Annotated in this window: 18 protein-coding genes; 9 read left to right on the top strand and 9 right to left on the bottom strand. The window is 50.1% G+C overall.

Going from position 1 to position 20,971, the window contains the following annotated elements; all coding sequences use genetic code 11:
- Positions 1-182, top strand: a 182-nt coding sequence (locus tag L975_RS18480; RefSeq protein ID WP_047709262.1) for a hypothetical protein, incomplete at its 5' end; no start/stop codon positions are given.
- A gap of 248 nt (positions 183-430) precedes the next feature.
- On the opposite strand, the gene L975_RS15670 is transcribed toward L975_RS18480, so the two are convergent.
- Positions 431-925, bottom strand: a complete 495-nt coding sequence (locus tag L975_RS15670; protein ID WP_052181539.1) for a histidine phosphatase family protein — start codon at positions 923-925, stop codon at positions 431-433.
- 320 nt (positions 926-1,245) lie between these two features.
- Between L975_RS15670 and L975_RS15665 the strand changes: the two genes are divergently transcribed.
- Positions 1,246-2,487, top strand: coding sequence for a GGDEF domain-containing protein (locus L975_RS15665; RefSeq protein WP_177326656.1), 1,242 nt, complete (start codon positions 1,246-1,248; stop codon positions 2,485-2,487).
- A 120-nt stretch (positions 2,488-2,607) separates the two neighbouring features.
- Positions 2,608-3,921 carry a 30S ribosomal protein S12 methylthiotransferase RimO gene (gene rimO, locus L975_RS15660; protein WP_010864208.1) on the top strand — a complete coding sequence of 438 codons (1,314 nt, stop codon included), beginning with the start codon at positions 2,608-2,610 and terminating at the stop codon, positions 3,919-3,921.
- 112 nt (positions 3,922-4,033) lie between these two features.
- Here the strand turns inward: rimO and L975_RS15655 are convergent, their stop codons facing one another.
- Complete coding sequence (locus tag L975_RS15655) at positions 4,034-4,864, bottom strand: SDR family oxidoreductase (protein WP_010864209.1); 831 nt, start codon at positions 4,862-4,864, stop codon at positions 4,034-4,036.
- Positions 4,865-5,030: 166 nt separating this feature from the next.
- Here L975_RS15655 and L975_RS15650 point away from each other — a divergent pair, with 166 nt between their 5' ends.
- Positions 5,031-5,675: a class I SAM-dependent methyltransferase gene (locus tag L975_RS15650; RefSeq protein WP_052181538.1), complete on the top strand. Its 645-nt coding sequence runs from the start codon at positions 5,031-5,033 to the stop codon at positions 5,673-5,675.
- A 142-nt stretch (positions 5,676-5,817) separates the two neighbouring features.
- On the opposite strand, the gene pgl is transcribed toward L975_RS15650, so the two are convergent.
- Both pgl and zwf read right to left on the bottom strand, forming a co-directional pair.
- On the bottom strand, positions 5,818-6,525 hold the full coding sequence (gene pgl / locus L975_RS15645; protein ID WP_047709259.1) for a 6-phosphogluconolactonase: 708 nt from the start codon (positions 6,523-6,525) through the stop codon (positions 5,818-5,820).
- 80 nt (positions 6,526-6,605) lie between these two features.
- On the bottom strand, positions 6,606-8,075 hold the full coding sequence (gene zwf, locus L975_RS15640; protein ID WP_010864212.1) for a glucose-6-phosphate dehydrogenase: 1,470 nt from the start codon (positions 8,073-8,075) through the stop codon (positions 6,606-6,608).
- Positions 8,076-8,421: 346 nt separating this feature from the next.
- Between zwf and L975_RS15635 the strand changes: the two genes are divergently transcribed.
- Together L975_RS15635 and pyk are read left to right on the top strand one after the other, a co-directional pair.
- The gene (locus L975_RS15635; protein ID WP_010864213.1) at positions 8,422-9,276 is read left to right on the top strand and encodes a MurR/RpiR family transcriptional regulator; all 855 of its coding nucleotides are present in this window, start codon (positions 8,422-8,424) and stop codon (positions 9,274-9,276) included.
- Positions 9,277-9,537: 261 nt separating this feature from the next.
- The gene (gene pyk, locus L975_RS15630; protein WP_010864214.1) at positions 9,538-10,980 is read left to right on the top strand and encodes a pyruvate kinase; all 1,443 of its coding nucleotides are present in this window, start codon (positions 9,538-9,540) and stop codon (positions 10,978-10,980) included.
- Positions 10,981-11,137: 157 nt separating this feature from the next.
- Here the strand turns inward: pyk and L975_RS15625 are convergent, their stop codons facing one another.
- Together L975_RS15625 and lpxM are read right to left on the bottom strand one after the other, a co-directional pair.
- Positions 11,138-12,433: a polysaccharide deacetylase family protein gene (locus L975_RS15625; RefSeq protein WP_230400824.1), complete on the bottom strand. Its 1,296-nt coding sequence runs from the start codon at positions 12,431-12,433 to the stop codon at positions 11,138-11,140.
- Positions 12,434-12,490: 57 nt separating this feature from the next.
- Complete coding sequence (gene lpxM / locus L975_RS15620; protein WP_039045549.1) at positions 12,491-13,450, bottom strand: lauroyl-Kdo(2)-lipid IV(A) myristoyltransferase; 960 nt, start codon at positions 13,448-13,450, stop codon at positions 12,491-12,493.
- A gap of 342 nt (positions 13,451-13,792) precedes the next feature.
- Between lpxM and L975_RS15615 the strand changes: the two genes are divergently transcribed.
- From L975_RS15615 to L975_RS15605, 3 genes are all read left to right on the top strand, one after another.
- Entirely contained in the window at positions 13,793-14,452 is a 660-nt protein-coding gene (locus L975_RS15615; protein ID WP_052181537.1) for an META and DUF4377 domain-containing protein, read from the top strand.
- A 349-nt stretch (positions 14,453-14,801) separates the two neighbouring features.
- The gene (locus L975_RS15610) at positions 14,802-17,405 is read left to right on the top strand and encodes an EAL domain-containing protein (RefSeq protein ID WP_039045548.1); all 2,604 of its coding nucleotides are present in this window, start codon (positions 14,802-14,804) and stop codon (positions 17,403-17,405) included.
- Positions 17,406-17,429: 24 nt separating this feature from the next.
- Positions 17,430-17,876, top strand: coding sequence for an HIT family protein (locus L975_RS15605; RefSeq protein WP_047709258.1), 447 nt, complete (start codon positions 17,430-17,432; stop codon positions 17,874-17,876).
- A gap of 135 nt (positions 17,877-18,011) precedes the next feature.
- On the opposite strand, the gene L975_RS15600 is transcribed toward L975_RS15605, so the two are convergent.
- From L975_RS15600 to L975_RS15590, 3 genes are read right to left on the bottom strand one after another with little or no spacing between them, the layout of a single operon-like run.
- The gene (locus L975_RS15600) at positions 18,012-18,254 is read right to left on the bottom strand and encodes a FeoC-like transcriptional regulator (protein ID WP_010864220.1); all 243 of its coding nucleotides are present in this window, start codon (positions 18,252-18,254) and stop codon (positions 18,012-18,014) included.
- Positions 18,251-20,533 carry a Fe(2+) transporter permease subunit FeoB gene (gene feoB / locus L975_RS15595; RefSeq protein ID WP_047709257.1) on the bottom strand — a complete coding sequence of 761 codons (2,283 nt, stop codon included), beginning with the start codon at positions 20,531-20,533 and terminating at the stop codon, positions 18,251-18,253. The genes L975_RS15600 and feoB overlap by 4 nt, the downstream gene beginning before the upstream one ends.
- Positions 20,530-20,763 carry a FeoA family protein gene (locus L975_RS15590; protein ID WP_156121235.1) on the bottom strand — a complete coding sequence of 78 codons (234 nt, stop codon included), beginning with the start codon at positions 20,761-20,763 and terminating at the stop codon, positions 20,530-20,532. Before L975_RS15590 ends, feoB begins: the two co-directional genes overlap by 4 nt.
- Between the last annotated feature and the right edge of the window lie 208 nt (positions 20,764-20,971).

Raw genomic sequence — 20,971 nt, 5'->3', positions numbered from 1 at the left:
GGAAGGAAGGAAGGAAGGAAGGAAGGAAGACGCAACATTGTAATGACACCGCACGACAAGCTCGCTACCACCACACCGGAACCGCCGGCCCCAAACCCGCACTAAAGAAACTGAAGAAAAAGACGAAAAAAATGAGATTTTTTGATGCTGACGTGAAACTTCCGATGCAAAGCAGAGTCTGAGTATATGCCACTGCTTTTTCTTTGATGTCCCCTGAGTTTAGAGGATAACCCGGTAACGTAATCTTTGGTTCCCAGTTACCGGGCGTTTTTCTTCCTGCCGTTCATCCGTTAACTTTTCCCTCGCTTTTCATCCCTATCAGTTTGATTCTGTTTGTATTGCTTTTGGCTGCACTATTTTAGGTACACGTAATGTTTAGGTACACGTAATGCCAGCCGAGTCGCTGTACCGAATATGCACGGCCATCGCGTTAGCCAATCTCGCCCTCTTCGGCATAAATCACATCCGTTAAGACTCCCGCACCATTGCCGGCTTGATGCCAGTTAGGCAGCGTGATCCGAATTTGCATCGCGGTGGTGAACTTAATTAGCTCATTATCGGTCAGATGCAAGACCAGATCGGCTAAACCGGGGTTATGGCCTACCAACACCAACTGTTGCACCGAGTCAGGCGTGGCCGTGATCAGCTTTAACAGCTGCGGCAATGTGGCTTCATACAACTCAGGCGCGAGCCGTAATCTGGCTTGCAAGGCCGGCTTGCCTTCTAGCATCAAAGACGCAGTTTGCATCGTCCGTACACTGGGAGAGCAAAGTAACAACGCATCCTCATGAATAAAGGCTTGGCGCTGCGCCATCAATGTGGCTTGGCGTAATCCACGTTTAGCCAGTGGCCGTTGATAATCGGATGCCATATGATGCCGCCATGAAGATTTGGCATGGCGGACGAGTACTAATTCACACGTCATAGCGCCTCATTTATTTAAATTAATGCTATCGTAATCACGAATTATGGTATTTCATGCCACAAAAAAGTGACAAAGTGGTTTAATCAATCAGGCAGCATCGTGAGCACAGAAAGAGAAGAAAACGATATGCTCTGCAGTAGAATTCTGATCCTTATACCACTAGCTTCGGATTGATTATAACATAACCAAACAACAGCCATATTGATGAAAAACTAACCTTTTGTATTTATATCATGGTATATCGCATTGTTATTTTTTTTGTAACATTTTCAATCAGTGCTGTTTTGTTCCATTCGGAACAACAAGTACGTGATATCTACATGATGTCACGTCTGCATAATGAAATTAATTTATCTTTCCTGAAAATGTACTCGACATTACGCCGAGTAAAAGTGGCTTTTTCAAATTCAGCGGCAATCAGCAATCCTAATTTGCCCATCATCACCGCTGAAGATGGCGTTACCTTAGTGGTCAACCCGCAGCACCATGCGGTTCCCCAGCTTTACGAATCGCTCAATAAAATCAAAAATTTGCTGGATCTTGAAAGTGATAATCACACACATTTATTATCATTAGTGCAAAAAAACGGCCAATATGGGTATTTCACTCCGTATCGCCCTCATTACCAAGCCATTCTGAATTCTTTGGCAAAAGATCCAGAAAGCCTCGGTATTTTAAAAAAATATCATCTAGCCGAAGAGTTTGATGAGAGCCTTTTATTTTGTGATATCCGCACATCAGAAGTTTATAAAGAGGAATATTCACACCAGCAAATGCTCAGTATTTTTATGCCGATCTTTGATAAGAAAAAAGTTTCCGCACTGGCAATTGTTGATTTAAATAGTGATTTCATTGCTTACAAGATTCGCAAATTTAATAAAGAGAATAATACTTATTTCCAATTGAGTGATAGCAAAGGGATGGCATTAAATATTCCTTGCATCACCACGCAGGAATACATTTATAACCCGCGCTTTACGCCGGATAGCTGGCATCATCTGCTGTTCAGTTTAGCGATTGCAACGCTCGCGACGTTGTTGTTTAACTCCTACTTTAAACTTAAAGGGGTGGCATTTCGGGATAAACTGACGGGGCTACATAATCGAAGCTATTTCCAACGCAAACAGCACAGCTTACGGCATTGCTATAGCGTGATCCTGATGGATATTGATGATTTCAAAGCCATCAATGATCACTATGGTCACGATACCGGCGATAAAATTTTGCGTGGGATGGCGGAAATTATTCAACGCTGCGCCCGTAAAGATGACTTGCTGATCCGCTGGGGCGGAGAGGAATTCTTATTGGTGCTGTATACCGATAATGTGGTGGTTGCTCAAGAGCGAGCTGAGTTCATCCGGAAAACCATCGCCGAAACGCCGATTAACGGTTTGCGGATCAGCGTGTCTATCGGCGTCAGTGCTTGCACGGAGCAGAGTTTTGACCTGACCTTTAAACAAGCTGACATTGCCCTGTATCAATCTAAAGCGCTCGGCAAAAATCAAGTCACCTTGTTTCGGGAAAACACAGAAAGCAGCCTCCCTCCCGATGTAAGCCATTAATGCGTCGGCTATCGGCAACGCGAACCGGAAACAGACTGAGTTAGCATTAGAAAAACGCGGCGATCCTGTGTAGAATCGCCGGCGTTTTTCCCTCTTTGAATGATTTGTGAGCGTAATAGCATGCAACAGCCACGTATTGGTTTTGTATCACTGGGTTGCCCGAAAAATCTGGTCGACTCTGAGCGTATTTTAACGGAGCTGCGCACCGAAGGTTATCATGTGGTGCCAAGCTATGATGATGCTGACATGGTGATCGTGAACACCTGTGGCTTTATCGACAGCGCCGTACAGGAATCGCTGGAAGCCATCGGCGAAGCGTTGCATGAAAACGGCAAGGTGATCGTGACCGGCTGTTTGGGTGCGAAAGAAGATCAAATCCGCGAAGTGCACCCGAAAGTGCTCGAGATCAGCGGCCCGCATAGCTATGAGCAAGTGCTGAGCCACGTGCATAAATATGTACCGAAGCCAAAGCATGATCCGTTTACCAGTCTGGTACCGGAAACCGGCGTTAAACTGACGCCACGTCATTACGCTTACCTGAAAATTTCTGAAGGCTGCAACCACCGTTGTACGTTCTGCATCATTCCATCACTGCGTGGTGATCTGGAAAGCCGGCCGATTGGCTCGGTATTGGATGAAGCCAAGCGTCTGGTGGAATCCGGCGTGAAAGAGCTGCTGGTGATTTCGCAAGATACCTCGGCCTACGGGGTCGATGTAAAGCACCGGACGGGTTTTTGGAATGGCCAGCCAGTGAAAACCAGCATGCTGTCACTGTGTGAGCAGTTGGCAAAACTGGGCGTGTGGGTGCGTCTGCACTATGTGTATCCGTATCCACATGTGGATGACGTGATCCCATTGATGGCAGAAGGCAAAATCCTGCCTTATCTGGATATTCCACTGCAGCACGCCAGCCCGAAAGTGCTGAAGCTGATGAAGCGTCCGGGCTCTGTGGAGCGCACGTTGGAGCGCATCAAGCGCTGGCGTGAGATTTGCCCAGAGCTGACTTTGCGTTCCACCTTCATCGTCGGCTTCCCGGGTGAAACCGAAGAAGACTTCGAGATGCTGCTGGACTTCTTGCGCGAAGCCAAGATCGATCGCGCCGGCTGCTTCAAGTACAGCCCAGTCGATGGGGCAACCGCGAACGACCTGCCGGATCAAATTCCGGAAGAGGTGAAAGAGGACCGCTGGAACCGCTTCATGCAAGTCCAGCAGGAAGTGTCTGCGCTGCGTCTGCAAGAGAAGATTGGCCGCGAAATGCTGGTGATCATCGATGAAGTGGATGAAGAAGGCGCGGTCGCGCGCAGCATGGCCGATGCACCAGAAATCGACGGTGCGGTCTACCTGAACGGTGAAACGAACCTGAATGTAGGCGATATTGTCCGCGTGAAAGTAGAGCACGCCGACGAATACGATTTGTGGGCCAGTCTCGTTTAATCGCCGCCCTCATTTAAGCTCCATCGCTGTTTAGCCAAGCCTAAATGGCATAAAAACCGGCTACCTTATCCAAGGTGCCGGTTTTTTTATTGCTCGCACAGGCACAGCCAACTTAAAACTGCATCTGCGCGGGATCTGGATATAAATAGCTAAAACCCTGTTCACGACAAATCAAGCTGCCATCAATCACCCGCATTTTACCGTTGGTATCCGGCAAAAAGGTCGGTGGCTCGACGCCTAATGAGCGTGAAATCAGCGGATAGAACACCGAGCGGATCGGATGCTCAGGGGCACACAAATTGTAAATACGCCCCTGTGGTAAACGGCATTCCAGCAACAGCGCGATAGCGCGGATGCAATCATCCAGATGCACAAAATTCACCCCTTGCGCACCATCGGTTAGATTTTGCCGTCCGGCCAGGAAACGGGCCGGATGTCGCCCAGGGCCGACCAAACCGGCGCAGCGCAGAATATCGACGCGCACACCCGGCAACGCATGCAACCAATTTTCCAGCTCATGCAGCGCCCGCGCCGATGCCGTTTCTGGATAACATCCCGACGCTTCAGTCACCGCCCCTTTACCGCGGCCATACACCGACGTCGAACTGACAAAAATAATATGCTGCACTTGCCCTTGCGCTAAGGCGCTATCGACCAAATTCTGCACCGCCGAGATATAAAACAGCTCATCGCAATTATGTCGACCTGGCGGGATATTGATGATCAACGTTTGAGCCGCGAGCAGATGCGTTACATCGTCATCGTCCGCGTCCAGTTCTGGCGTCAGTTGTAAACGATAACACTCGATACCGCTTAACCGGGCTGCATCCACGCCATCCTGTGTGGTTTTACTGCCCAGTACATGCTGACCTTGCGCCTGCAGTGCCATAGCCAGCGGCATTCCTAGCCAGCCCAGCCCGATAATGGCAATTTCTTTGCTCATAAATGCCTCACTACAGCATGACCGTGCTGCCCGTATGTACCTGTGTTCAGTGATAACACTTCCCCTACCGGCATGCAAATCCCTCCCTATCGTCAAGTTGTAACACTCTGCGCCAGCCATGAAGTCAGTTATAGTAGGCAGCGTGTCTTCGAATTATGGCAAGAAAATGAAAACGTGTTGTGTGTGTGAGGCGTCAGCCGGGATCCCGTTTCAGCAAATTGATGGCCGCCACTACTGGCGCTGCCAACACTGTCAGGCGACATGGCTCGATAGCCAGCATCATCTCTGTGCGCAGGCAGAGTTAGCCGAATATCAGCTGCATGAAAATAATCTGCACGACAGTGGGTATCGCGACTTTCTCACCCGCATCAGCGAGCCGTTACAAAATCGCCTGCAACCGGGCGCTGAAGGATTGGATTTTGGCTGTGGGCCGGGGCCGTTATTGGCGCAAATGCTGGAAGAAGCCGGTTTTCGCATGCATAAGTATGACCCTTATTTTCACCCCGAACGGGCAACGCTGGCCCGTGAGTATGATTTTGTCACCTGCACCGAAGTGGCAGAGCATTTTTATGCCCCCGCGCAAGAATTCGCGCTTTTGCGCTCACTGGTTCGCCCCGGTGGTTGGCTCGCACTAATGACCTGTTTTCAGACCGATGACAGCCGTTTTGCGAATTGGAGTTATCGCCGTGACCCCACCCATGTGGTGTTCTACAAAGCAGAAACCTTCATGACGCTGGCACAGATGTGGGGATGGCAGTGTGAGATTCCTCGTAAGGATGTGGTGTTGCTACAAAAACCGCGGACGGAATAGCCCTCCTGAACCGTCGTATACCCGTATACCATCGGTAAAAAATGCGAGGTAAAAAACACGAAAAAAATGCCGCGCAATGCGGCATTTTGATAACGGATATTGCTCACTGATAGCAACGGGTAAACTCGATTCTTAATCAGTCTTATTCCGTCCAGTACACATCCACTGGCGTTTGGGTCTGGCCCAACACGGCGCGCACTGGCATCTCGTTAACATCATCGCCTTGTAACGCACGCTCGTAAACCACCCGCTTCGACGCGCCCACCAGATGCAGGTAAATCTGCCGACTGGCCAGCAGCGCTGGCAAGGTCAAGGTGATGCGATCCAGTGGCGCGGTCAGCGGCGTCATGCCCATGCATAGCTGACCGGAATACATGTTCAGCGCCGCGGGCAGATTTTCCGCTCCAGGGAACAGTGACGCGGTGTGACCGTCTTCGCCCATCCCCAAAATCACCACATCAAACGGACGCGGCAGATGTGCCAGACGCTCCGCAGTCAGCGCCGCACCGGCAAACGGGGTCAAATAAGCATTCTTCAGACCGCAAAAATGTGCGGACGCCGCAAAACCTTGCAGCAGATGGGCACGCACCAATTTTTCATTGCTGGACTCATCCTGCACATCCACCCAACGCTCATCAGCCAGCGTGATATACACGCGGCTCCAATCAATGCGTTGCTGGCTCAGCTCGCTAAACAGCGCAATCGGGGTACGTCCGCCGGACACCACCAAACTGGCAGCACCACGCTCATCCACACCCTGTTGCAGCGCTTGAGCGATACGCTCAGCCAACTGGCTATTAAGCGCCTGCGCATCCGCGAACTCTTTAAATACCGGTACCGATATAGCCATCATGTTCTCCTTGCTAGGGGTCAGCGTTGGCTGACCGATAGGCACAGTGTCGTACATCACTGTGCCCACGCTCATTCAAATCAGGCGAATTCGCTCCACGAGCGGTTGTCACGGGTGATCATGGCGATGGATGCCACTGGGCCCCATGTGCCAGCCTGATACGGTTTTGGCGGCTCATTATCGGCAGCCCAAGCTTCGATAATGGAGTCAGCCCACTTCCACGCCTCTTCCACCTCATCACGGCGTACAAACAGTGCTTGAATGCCGCGCATTGCTTCGAGCAGCAGACGCTCGTAAGCATCGGCAATGTGCTCGCCACTGAAGGTATCGGAGAAACTCAGATCCAGTTTAGTCGTCTGCAAACGGTGCTTGTGATCCAGACCCGGCACTTTATTGAGGATCTGAACTTCAATGCCCTCGTCCGGCTGCAAACGGATGGTCAGCTTGTTCGGTGGAAGATCTTTGTAAGAGTCACTGAACAGGTTCAGTGGTGGGTTTTTGAAGTACACCACAATCTCAGAGCACTTCGCTGGCATCCGCTTACCGGTACGCAAGTAGAACGGTACGCCTGCCCAACGCCAGTTATCGATGTCCACGCGGATAGAGACGAAGGTTTCCGTGTTGCTGCTCTTGTTCGCGCCCTCTTCTTCCAGATAGCCAGGCACCTTTTGTCCTTGCACAAAACCGGCCGTGTACTGGCCACGTACGGTTTTCTCATTGACGTTGGTGTGGTCAATTCGGCGCAGTGCACGCAAGACTTTCACCTTCTCATCGCGGATACGATCAGAGGTCAGGTCAACCGGTGGCGACATGGCAATCATTGTCAGGATTTGCAACAGGTGGTTTTGCACCATGTCACGCATCTGACCGGCTTTGTCAAAGTAACCCCAACGGCCTTCAATCCCCACTTCTTCGGCGATGGTAATTTGCACCTGATCAATGGTGCGGTTATCCCATTTTGAGGCAAAAATGGAGTTAGCAAAGCGCAGAGCCAACAGGTTCAATACCGTTTCTTTGCCCAAATAGTGGTCAATACGGTAGACCTGCGACTCATCAAAATATTCCGCTACGCCATCATTGATCTGGCGCGAGGTCTCTAAACTGGTACCAATCGGCTTTTCCATCACCACGCGGTGAGGTTGCTTGTTCAGACCAACGGCGGCCAAACCACGGCAAATCGCCGGATAGGTCATTGGCGGCATGGCGAAATAGTTCACCATCACTTGCTCTTTGCTCTCCGCCAGCGCAGCCAGCTGGGCAAAATCGGCCTCGTTATTCACATCCAGATTGCAAAAATGCAGACGCTGACAGAGCACTTCCCAAACGGCAGGTGCAATTTCTTCTTTTACAAAGGTTTCCAGCGCATTGCGAACAAAGTCGTGATACTCGTCCTGACTCCACTCCGCACGACCGACCCCGATAATGCGGGTATCCTGATGCAGTAAGCCTGCTTTTTCCAATTGATATAAGGAAGGCAGCAGCTTGCGGCGCGCCAGATCACCTTTGGTGCCGAACAGAACCAAATCACAGGCCTGTGCTTTTGATACCATCTGTCTAGTCCTTAAGCCGTGTTTACCGGCTATGTAATTTTTTTACCACAGCCATGCTAGCCAACTTATTTCGCGCAGTAAACCGCTAGCCGGCAAATCGGATCTGCTGCATCGCGCCGAACTTGCCGCTCAATAAATCGCTGTCAGCCATAAAAACAACCACTCTCACTGTGCTTTCCATACACGCTATTTTTAGACATCAGTCATATTCTGACGAAAAAATACGATCATTCGGATTTTGCAACGCTGTGCACCCACTACCTCTGGTAGTATATTTTCAGCATATTCCCACGAATCTCGGGGATTACGGATTTCAGTTACATTCCAAACAGCGCGTGGTATCCGCATGAACACACTGGAAAAAATCCAGAAAAGCTTGGAGCATTTTAGCAAATCGGAACGCAAGGTTGCCGAAGTCATCATTGCCTCTCCCCAAACTGCCATTCATTCCAGTATTGCCACATTGGCCAAAATGGCGGATGTCAGTGAGCCGACCGTAAACCGCTTTTGCCGTCGTCTGGATACCAAAGGTTTTCCTGATTTTAAACTGCATCTGGCTCAGAGTCTTGCCAACGGTACCCCGTACGTAAACCGTAACGTGGAAGAAGATGATGCCGCCGAGGCCTACACCGCCAAGATTTTCGAATCCACCATGGCGAGTCTGGAAGTGGCCAAAAACAGTTTAGACACCAGCGCCGTCAATCGCGCCGTGGATCTGCTGACTCAAGCCAAGAAAATTTCCTTTTTCGGCTTAGGCTCTTCTGCTGCGGTGGCGCACGACGCCATGAATAAATTCTTCCGCTTCAATGTGCCGGTGTTGTGGTTCGATGATGTGGTGATGCAGCGCATGAGCTGCATGAATGTCAGCGAAAATGATGTCATCGTACTGATCTCACACACCGGCCGAACCAAAAGTCTGGTGGAAGTGGCGCAACTGGCGCGCGAAAATGATGCCACCGTCATCGCCATTACCTCGGAAGGCTCTCCGCTGGCGCGTGAAGCATCATTGGCTCTGACGTTGGATGTCCCTGAAGATACCGACGTTTATATGCCAATGGCCTCGCGTATCGCACAGTTGACACTGATTGATGTTCTGGCCACCGGCTTTACACTGCGCCGAGGCGCCAAATTCCGCGATAATCTCAAGCGAGTTAAAGATGCACTGCGCGATTCCCGCTTTGAAAAAGGTCCTACCGCCTGATATAAGGGTGCGTGCATGAATGCTTATGCATAATCACTGCACATTTTGCGGTACTTCGCCTTGATGTACCGCAACGGAATCCGCATGAAAGCACTAACGCAAGTTTCATGCAAAGTGCGATAATAAACGGAGTCATCATGCCATCAGGCTATCGTGGATAACCTCCGATTGGCATGCCGGATTATCGCATTCCGCTGACTACGACGAATCTGCTGTCCTTGCCTGGCAGCATCGTATAGCGACTATATAACGGAGTTATCCATGTCAAGAAGGCTCAGAAGAACCAAAATCGTTACCACACTCGGCCCAGCAACTGACCGCGACAATAATCTTGAAAAAATCATTGCCGCCGGTGCTAACGTTGTTCGTCTAAACTTCTCCCACGGCAGCGCTGAAGACCATCTGATGCGTGCCAACAAAGTGCGTGAAATCGCCGCTAAACTGGGTAAACACGTTGCAATTCTGGGCGACCTGCAAGGTCCTAAGATTCGAGTCTCTACCTTCAAAGAAGGTAAAATCTTCCTGAATGTGGGCGACAAATTCCTGCTGGATGCTGATCTGCCAAAAGGCGAAGGCGATAAAGAACAAGTCGGTATTGACTACAAAGGTCTGCCAAACGATGTAGTACCTGGCGATATCCTGCTGCTGGACGACGGCCGCGTTCAACTGAAAGTGCTGGAAGTGCAAGGCGTTAAAGTCTTCACTGAAGTCACCGTAGGTGGCCCACTGTCGAACAACAAAGGCATCAACAAGCTGGGTGGCGGTCTGTCCGCAGAAGCGCTGACCGAGAAAGACAAAGCTGACATCATCACCGCAGCGAAAATCAATGTTGATTTCCTGGCGGTGTCTTTCCCACGTACCGGTGAAGACCTGAACTATGCTCGCCGTTTGGCGCGTGATGCAGGCTGCAACGCCAAGATCGTTGCTAAAGTTGAACGTGCAGAAGCCGTTGCCACCGATGAAGCGATGGATGACGTGATCCTGGCTTCTGATGTCGTGATGGTTGCCCGTGGTGACCTAGGCGTTGAAATCGGCGATCCAGAGCTGGTAGGCGTGCAGAAGAAACTGATCCGCCGTGCCCGTAGCCTGAACCGCGCGGTGATCACTGCGACTCAAATGATGGAGTCCATGATCACTAACCCAATGCCAACCCGTGCTGAAGTTATGGACGTGGCTAACGCTGTGCTGGATGGTACCGATGCCGTGATGCTGTCCGCAGAGACCGCAGCAGGCCAGTACCCAGCAGAAACCGTAGCAGCAATGGCGCGCGTATGTCTGGGTGCGGAGAAGATGCCAAGCATCAACGTCTCCAACCACCGTATGGATCGCACCTTCGACAACGTCGAAGAGACCATTGCGATGTCCACCATGTACGCCGCTAACCACCTGCAAGGGGTTACCGCTATCATCGCTATGACCGAGTCAGGTCGTACTGCGCTGATGATGTCCCGTATCAGCTCCGGCAAGCCAATTTTCGCCATGTCTCGTCACGAGTCTACGCTGAATCTGGCGGCGCTGTACCGCGGTGTGACTCCGGTCTTCTTTGATACCCATACTTCTGGCCACGAAGCGGCGCAAGAAGCGGTTTCCGTGCTGAAGGACAAAGGTTTCCTGATGGCTGGCGATCTGGTGATGGTAACGCAAGGTGACGAAATGGGCGCTATCGGTAGCACCAACACCTGCCGGATCCTGCGCGTAGAATAAGACGGTCTCCGTCCATCCACAGCGCTAACTGAGAAGCGCTGTAAAAAAGCCCGCTATTGCGGGCTTTTTATTGCGTGATATTTGCCAATCCGTGTAGTGAGTCGCCTTTAACCGCGGTTTCGTCTCCACACTCCACCGATATCCACTATCCACAAAATCAGTTACGAATTTTCTCGGCAAAGACTTGTACCGGATCGGTTCGCAGCACATACACCCGCTTTAAGGTGTACGGATTATCGTGTACCTGCACTTTCCCCTGCTCGGTGGTCACCGCCAGACGGTAACCGGCCTCTTTCGCCGCTTTAATCGCGCGGCTGTTATAGCCACCAAACGGATACGACAGGTAATCGGCGTTATGGTTAAACTTGGCCAACGCCTTTTTCGAGCGCACAAAATCGCGATAGATATTGTGATAAGACTTAGACAGCAAAATCGGATGGCGAGTCGCCGCGCGTTTATGCAAGAAGTGGGTATGGGATTCAATCTCAAACACATCCGACATCGCATCAATCTCCTGAATACTCAAAAATTGCAGCGTATTCGGGTCCCACTTTTGGGGAAAATACTTGATACGAGACGAAATGATAAACGCCACCGCGTTCAAGTCATACTTTTTCAGAATCGGATAAGCATACTTGTACACAGATTTCAGACCATCATCAAAGGTCAGCACCACCGCCCGCGCCGGCAGATTATTGGTGGCATGCACATAGCCATCTAACTGCTCCATGGTCAGGGTTTGGTAACCGGCTTGCTTGAGATAAGCCATCTGGTTGTTAAAGGCTGCATCCGACGTTGTGGTGGAGGTATGGCGGAAATACTTATTCTCCGCATTCGTCAGCAGATGGTGATAGGTCAAGACGGGGATCCCGTGATCCAATTCGACATCCGAGCTTTTCAGGTACTTGAGCTGATCGGCTAAATTAACCAGATACCAGCTGACATTATTGCTGTCCTGAATCTTACCCAGCACCGGATAACGCAAGTTGCTGTTCAGATAGGCAAACACCTTTGGCTGATACGAGATACTGTCATACACCGGCACCCGCGTTTTAGTCAGGATATTTTTCTGGTGTACTTCCATCTCATCACTGGCCTGATCAATGAGGCCATCGAGCAAATGGTCAATCTTGTCTTTTTGCAAAATCCGCACATCAGCAGGTGTAATATCCCCTTGTGCGTTACCAAAGCGTACTTGATATAACCCTGGCTGCTGCACATCCACATCTATGGATTGTCCTTTGTTCAAGGTGGCCACCGGCATGCGTACACCCGCGATATCCGTTTGGATCACCGTATCACGCAGGGTAACCGCTTTAACAAACTGATGGCCCTCCGGCTCTGCCAGTGACCTAATTTTCGGCTCATTGCTTTCTGCCGCACGGCAGGTAAAAGCCAACATCAATAACACCAGAGCGCCGCTCCGGCTCACCACATTCAACAGCGTTTTCATCGCATCAACAGCCAATTTTGCGCTAAATTATCCCCAGAAAGCATTATCTTGGTTTTGCTATAAAGACTCACTTTCATAAGGGCTGATCTCGCCTTCTTTCCGTGTTTTTAGTAACTTTAAGAACCAAATATACTGCTCAGGATTCGGCCTCACTAAAATTTCAATCTCTTCATTCATTCGACGAGCCGCTGTTACCGGATCGGCATCTTGCAAATCATCCATCGGTGGACGGATATGCATTTCAAACACGCCTTCTTGGCTGTTGTACACCGGGAACAACGGGATCACCGCGGCATTACACACCTTCATCATTTTACCCAAGCCTGGCAACGTCGCTTTGTAGGTGGCAAAAAAGTCCACAAACTCACTTTTTTCCGCACCGTGGTCTTGATCCGGTAAATAGTAACCACAATAGCCTTGGCGCACCGAACTCAAAAATGCCTTGATACCGTCTTGGCGCGTATGCAAACGACCACCAAAACGCAGCCGAACACGGTTCCAAATCCAATCGACCAATAAGTTATCATGGGGATTAAACATCGCTGCGATCGGCATACCTTTCGATGCCATAATGATACCGGGAAAATCAATGGCCCAAGCATGTGGCACCATAAAAATGATGTTTCGGCCAGAAGCTTTGACCTGTTCAACATGCTCAAAGCCGATAAAACGGGTGCGACTATCCAAAAATGATTTGCTGCGTAGAGCCAACTCGGTCATTGCCAGCATCACTTGTGCTGCGGTCGCGAAAGTCTTATCGACTAACTTTGCGCGTTCTGATGCTGTCATCTCCGGGAAACAGCAGTCCAGATTAATTTCTGCTCGACGCCTTTGCCGCTTGGCCTTACGCCCAGCAAAATGGCCTAACTTCGCAGCCAATGCATCACGCATGCGGTGGGGTAAAAAAGCTACTAATGCCACCAGCAACAAGCCCAGCCAGACTGGCCAGTAGCGCGGATGCAACATTGCAAGCGTAAACTTCGGTATATGCCCTTCGGCTTTTCGTGTCTGTGTCATGCGGATTCCGGCATTAATAAAAACCGACTTATGATAGGTTGGATCTGTAATTTTGCAATTCTTGTCCGTACTTTTCGGCCTTTTTCTGGGCGCACATTTCGTTCACCCTCGCTGTGCCGTTGACGTTATGATCCCTTTACCTTTTATACAAAACAGAGTGACGTCAATTTAGCCTCTCTCGGTAACTGTCTCACTTTTCTGCATTATTACAGTAAAACTTCAACCAATTCGTTACCGCTTTAGAGTAACTATCTTGTGAATTGGACTTTTTCAGCATAAGTCGCCTAGTATGGCGCAGTAAATTTCAGTAACGTTTGGATAAAATTTTTAGGGAGTGGCCTGATGCATTTACGTTCTCTTTCGCTGATCACCGCAGTAGCCCTGCTGGCCGGATGTAATACCATGCAAAATCACATCGAGAATATTGACGGACGTTGGCAACAGACCAACAACTCCGCCGACAGCAAACCTGCCACTCTGGATATCCAGCAAGGTCATCTGGCAGCATTTGCCGGCTGTAACCGCATGATGGGCGCCGCCAGTGTCGAAAATAATCAACTGGTGGTAAAACAACTGGCCGCCAGCATGATGATGTGTGAGCCACAAGCCATGGAGCGTGAGCAAGCGTTCTCAACCTTCTTGGCCAGCCGCCCGACGATTTCCCTAAAGGACAATCAGCTGACCTTGACCCAAGGTGATACCCGTTACCAATTTAGCGCTCAACCCGCATTCGCTGAGGGCGTAACCAAATTTATCTATGTTGCCGCCGAACGCAAACCGTGCATGGGCGTAGCGCCACAATCTTGCCTGCAGATTCGTGAAGACAGCAACGCACCGTGGCAAAACTATTACGGCACCATCGAAGGCTTTGAGCCAGAGCCTGGGATCAGCTACCGCCTGCGTATCAAAGAGTTCGAGGTAGCAAACCCTCCAGCCGACGGCTCCTCTAAGCGTTGGGTGCTGGATATGATTGTCGAATCTGCGGTAGTCGACGCCCAGTAATCCTAGTCATCCTCTACGGGCGGCATAGCTTAAGCTCTATATCAGCGGCTTCAACACCAGCCGCCTTAGCAAATCACGCCATACCGGACTCTTCTGTCGGTATGGCCGTTTTACCAGCAATATGAGCAATCATGCAGCCTTGCCAGCCTAATTCTGCTCGCCATCTAGCCACACCGTTTTAACGTACACCGCCTCACTCGCTATCAACGGCACCAAGCATACCAAACAGAAATAGCAAAACTCTAAATTCCGAAAATAGCCGCAAAAAAATAAATGGTTTACGTGCTATAATAGTTTACTGCAATATAATCTCATCAATGCGACTTCGTACTGAATACATGTATTAATTATGTCCTTGTCTGCAAAGCTGTCCGGCCGCTTATCATTAAAACTTGTTGTCACCATTTTATTTCTGACAGCGATCAGTGCGATTTTTGGTGTATCGATGATCATCCAATATCGTAATGAAACCGCGATGATCGAAGATTTAAGCGAGCGTATTGCGTCAACGTGGGCACAATTAGTACGAAATGATCTGAATAATTACCTGAGCGCACCGCCACAAGCCAATGCGGTTATTGCCATCAGCTTAAAATCAGCACCGCATATCAATACACAAAACCTGACCGAAATAACGCCACACCTTTACGACACAATTAGTCGCGTATTTACCAATGTTCCACAGTTAAGTTTTGTCGCCATCGGCACCACTGACGGTAACTATGCCGGGGTCAGCCGTGAAATCGTTAAAAATAAATATACCCTGACCTTAAAAGACAGCACCACCGGCGGGGCATTAATGTTCTACACCGATATGGAGCCAACCTCTGCGATCTTGAACAAATTTGATGTTTACGATCCACGCGTTCGCCCTTGGTATCGCGATTCGGATACCCGCAAAATCTCGCTGTGGACGAAAGCCTATCAAGATTATGATGCCAATCGCGGAGTGACTATCTCCTATTCCACACCCGCCTACGATAAAGATAATCGTTATATCGGTATTATCACGTCTGATATTAAATTGAATGGATTTAACCGTTTCTTGCGCAACGTGGCCGGACTTGGTAATTCAGTGATCCTGATTTTAAATGAAGAAAATCAGATTATTTCCCATTCCACCGATGAGCTCACCGAGCATAAAAGCAACATTATTGATTTTAGTTCGATGGAAGATCCGAAACTATTACGCCCTGAACAAAGTCAAAATCCCTTAGTGCGTGTCGCTGCACCACTCATGTCCGTGTCCGACAATCAATCCCACTCATTCACACTTAACGGTGAAACGTATTTCATCCGCATGATGAGTGTCGGTAATGAACTGAATCTGAAAAATTGGAAAGTTGCCGTTATCGTCGCGGAAAAAGATTTGATTGGTAGCCTGCATGAAGATCGCCGTACTACGATTATTTGGATCCTGTGCATCTTTGCTAGCGGCGTGATTTTAACTTGGTTTGCATTATCAAAAGTCACCACTCCAATCTTGAGTGTGGCCCACGCTGCGCGTCTGTTAACGCGCCAACAGTGGTTACCGGTCAAACAAGATCAGTTTGAGCTGAAAGAAATTCGCCTGCTCAATACAGCCTTTAATGACATGTCGCGCTCGCTGTCCGATGCATTCCATGAGTTGGAATACAGCATCGAGTATGACGCCAATACCGCGTTGATGAATCGTACCGGCTTTAAAAAATGGCTGAATAACCAATACACCGACGATAGCCACACTGCGCCATCACTATCCGGACTGGTGCTGGTCAACATCAACAACACCGATGTGATCAAAAACAGTCTTGGCGATGACAGCCTCAATGAGCTGTATCGTCTGATCAGCGCGCGCTTACAGCAATACATCATAGAACTGGATCTGAGTGTAATTGCCGTTAAAAGTGCTGATCATGAATTTATGCTGGCGTATCTCACGCCGCATGAATATGACTACCACAAACTGATCCACGTGTTTTACGAATCGTTCAAACTGCACAACGATGATGTCTTAATCACGGTGAATCTGGGTTATCTCAATCGCCCCTTTGCTGCAGCGAAATTGCAAGAGGCCTACACCCAGGCCAGCATTGCCCTGTCAGCGGCGCGCAAGCAAGGGGAAAACACCGGCGTTGCCTACGACAAAACGCTGGATGCCAATGTCGGGCTCTCAACCCAAATTCTGACCCACCTCAATTATGCACTCGAGCAAGATGAGCTCTACCTGCATTATCAGCCGATTATTGCCCTTGATAGTGAGCACATTATTGGCGCTGAAGTGCTGATCCGCTGGCAATCGCCGATCTTGGGCTTTGTCAGTCCGGCACAGTTTATCCCGATTGCGGAAAAATCCGGCTTGATCCTGCCGCTCGGCTCATGGGTGTTGCAGCAAGCTTGCCACGCCGTGGCGCATAAGATCCGTGAGCAACACTGGCCAGCCAATTTCGAGTTGCACGTTAATCTGTCGGTACGGCAACTCATGCAAGCGGACTTCGTCCAGCTGGTGACTCAATGTCTGCACGATGCCGGCCTACCCGCGACAAACTTGACGCTGGAAATCACCGAGTCCATGTTGATTGAAAACTTGAGCTTTATCGATGAGCGGTTACGTGAACTGCGCCAACACGGGATCCGCATCGCCATCGATGACTTCGGTACCGGCTACTCGAGTCTGTCACACCTGTACAAACTGAGTTTTGATTGCCTGAAAGTTGACCGCATTTTTGTCAGTGGCCTACTTGATAGCCAAAACTGCGCCGCAGTGCTTAATTCGGTGGTGCAGCTGGCGCACGGTTTTAGTGTCCCGATGGTGGCCGAAGGGGTAGAAAAGCGCGAAGAAGCTGAGTTACTGCGTAAAATGGGCGCACAAAAAGCGCAGGGCTACTATTTCAGTCGCCCAGTTCCTCTGGAACAATGGGCTATCGATGATACGACAGGACAACACCGGCTATACATCCTGCCTAATAGCTAACCGCCGGTCTATCAGGGAATAGGAATGACGATGAGTACTGATGCCACTTTCCAACTGCATCCACAACTGGCGGCAGATACCACTTGCCTTGGGCATTATCCACTCAGTGACGTGCTGCTGTGCCGCGAAGGACAACTGCCATGGATCATCTTGGTTCCGCGCCAGATGGGCATTCGCGAAATTTATGAACTCAGCGACGCCGACCAAATCCAGTTACTGCGCGAATCAAGCGCTGTTTCGCGCGTCATCAACGCGCTTTATCAGCCAGATAAGCTCAATATCGCCGCCATCGGGAACATGGTGCCACAGTTGCACCTGCATCATGTCGGGCGCTTTAGTCGCGATCCCGTCTGGCCAGCACCGATATGGGGTCGTCTGACCGCCAGCTGGCGCAGTGAAGAGCAGCAACAAGCCGAAATGCGTAAGTTACAACAAGCGCTGGCGGATACCGCAGACTTTATCGCGGCCTAATATTCTGGGTTAATCCAGTTACGCTGTTACGGTTATTCCGTTAAAGCTATTAGATATAGCGCAGAGCAGTGCATAAAAAAACCGGCCAATCAGCCGGTTTTTTATTCGCGTAATCCACTCAAGTGGCCACAAGCTTCAGTGACGCACCACTAGCGCAATGCCCTGTGCATCGAGCCAACGGTAGTACACCTCTTGCGCCGCGCCGCAGCAAGAACCGCCGCACACTTTTTGCTCGTCCTTACTGACCCGCCCTTTACGCATCCATACCTGCAGCATCGCATCAACACCATCTTCGCTGCTGTTCAATTGACGAGCCAGATCCTTACGGGTCATACGGCCATGTTTTTGTAAAAGATCGCGCAGGTCTTGTAAGATCATGCCAATTTCACCTGTTGAGATTGTTGACGGCTTCCCTTAACCCGCATGACTGCAATGGTGATGAGGAATATGCCACCGGTAATGGCCAACCACATCACACTTTGTGTCGGATGCTGGCTAAAGTGCATGATTTGGTAGAACCACGTGCCCACCACATATGCCAGCAGCATGGTCCAGCCCGCCACAAACAGCGCCCAGTTACGGCCGACTTCGCGCACAAAAGCGCCCATCGCCGCCACGCATGGGGTATACAGCAGCACAAACAGCAAGTAACTAAAGGCTGCCGCAGGGCCAGCAAAGTTCTGTGACAGTTTATCAAACGTCGAAGTATTCACTTCCTGTGCTTCTGCTGCCGCAGTGCGATCCGAGGTATCACCCACACTGATATCGAGTGGATCGGCCAGATTAATGCTAAGCAGATTTTCTGGGATTGTCAGCAGCGCTTCTTTGAACGAGGCAAAGAAGTTGTACTCATCGCCAGCATCCGCCGGTTCACCGCTATACAACGCGTTGAGCGTACCCACGACCGCTTCTTTGGCGAAGATCCCGGTAATAATACCGACCGTGGCCGGCCAGTTATCTTTCTCAATACCGATTGGCGCCAAAACTGGCGTCACATCTTTCGCAACCTGCGCCAACACAGAATTTTCTGTATTTTGGTTACCAAACGAACCATCGGTACCCAGTGAGTTAAAGAAGCCCAAGGCGGCCACGACCAGCACAATGGTCTTACCAGCACCAAACACGAAGTTTTTCAGTTTTTGCCAAGTTTTCAGCCCGATATTACGCAGTGTCGGCCACTCATAATCCGGCATATCCATCACAAAGCTTTCACTGATCCCCGGCAGCAAGGTTTTACGCAGCAGCAAACCGGTAAAGACCGCCACCAAAATACCAATCAGGTATAACGCAAATACCACATTTTGTGCCGATGATGGGAAGAACGCCGTGGCAAACAACGCATATACCGGCAGACGCGCGCCACACGACATAAATGGCGTCATCATCACGGTAAGCAAGCGCTCACGTTCTTGTGTCAGGGTACGGGTTGCCATGATAGCCGGCACGTTACAGCCAAAGCCGATCACTAACGGTACAAACGAGCGCCCCGGTAACCCGATTTTCTGCATCAGCTTATCAAGCACAAACGCCGCGCGCGCCATGTAACCAGAGCCTTCCAGAATGGCCATGAACAGATACAAGCAGCCAATGACCGGAATAAAGGTCGCCACGGTCTGAATACCGGCACCAAAACCATCTGCCAGTAACGTCACCAGCCACACTGGCAATACACCATCCAGCAGATGATGCGTGCCGTCGACCAACAACGCGCCCACTGAGATATCGAAAAAGTCGATAAATGAGCTACCAATCTTGATGGAGAACACAAACATCAAGTACATCACCAATAAGAAAATCGGCAGCCCCAAATAGCGGTTCAGTACTACCTTATCGATGCGCTCACTGGTTTTGTGACTCACCATTCCCACGTGTTTGCGGGTTTTCTGGCACAGATGATGGATAAAGCTGTAACGCACGTCAGCAATTTGCAAATCGGTATCTACCGCTTGCTCCAAATGCCGTAAATGCTGCGCCACCAAGGTCTGGTTTTCCGCACTCAGACGGCCTTCAACCAAACGGTCATGTTCTAACAAGCGCAGCGCAAGTGAGCGACTACTCGCTTGCTCATTCTGCGGGCAATAAGGCACCAGCAGTTGCAGAGTGTTTTCTACCGCCTCACCATAATCGAGTTGCAGTTTGGTTGGTGCCACACCATTCGCCAGCATATCCACCAGCTCACGACGAAACTGCATCACCTGCTGATGGTTATGCGCTGAAATGGCAAACACCGGACAGCCCAACATCTGCGACAGCAATGGCACATTGATCTGCTGGCGATTACGCTCCAGCGCATCCGTTTTGTTGATCACCACAATCACCGGACGTCCGGTTTCCAACAGCTGCAATGTCAAATACAGGCTACGCTCCAGCGCAGAGGCATCAACAATGTTTAAAATCACATCCGCCGGCATCGACTCGACCACAATGGTGGCCAACTGCTCGTCTTTACCGCTATCAACGTTATCACCTGACAGCGAGTACACCCCCGGCAAGTCAGTGATCTGAAGTTGGTGCTCACCGACTTTGCAGTGACCGGTTTTTTTCTCAACCGTCACACCGCTCCAGTTGCCCACTTGCTGGCGCGCACCGGTTAACCCGTTAAAAAGGGAAGTCTTACCGCTGTTCGGATTACCAACGGTTAACAACGAAAAATTCATGCCAAAACCTCAACATCGATGCCTGCGGCAATGGTACGGCGCAGAGCGATATTGACTCCGCAAATCTCAATCTGTAACGGATCGCCCAACGGGGCAAAACGCACGACGTTGATCTCACTGGAAGGCAGCACTCCCAGTACCATCAATTTTTTACGCAATGGGCGATCCAGACGCTGCATATTGACTACGCGCGCCTTGTCTCCCACCTTCAACTCAGCCAACGTCACCATGTTCAAATCGCCAAAAAGATTAAATAAGATATATTATCATTATCATTATTGTACGGGTTTCATAGCAAGCATTTTTTGCCAAAGATCAAACTTTCCCTGCTCAATCGCTATCCATGTCACTCAGCTCTCCACCACGCTCGCTACGATTGTGCAACATGTCTCGCAGAAATTAGCTAAAGGTAGCTGAAACGATAAAACTCATGGTGCG

The sequence above is a fragment of the Plesiomonas sp. ZOR0011 genome, assembly GCF_000800945.1.
Classification (GTDB): Bacteria; Pseudomonadota; Gammaproteobacteria; order Enterobacterales; family CAMTGL01; genus Plesiomonas; species Plesiomonas shigelloides.
This window is presented reverse-complemented; position numbering and strand designations above follow the sequence as displayed.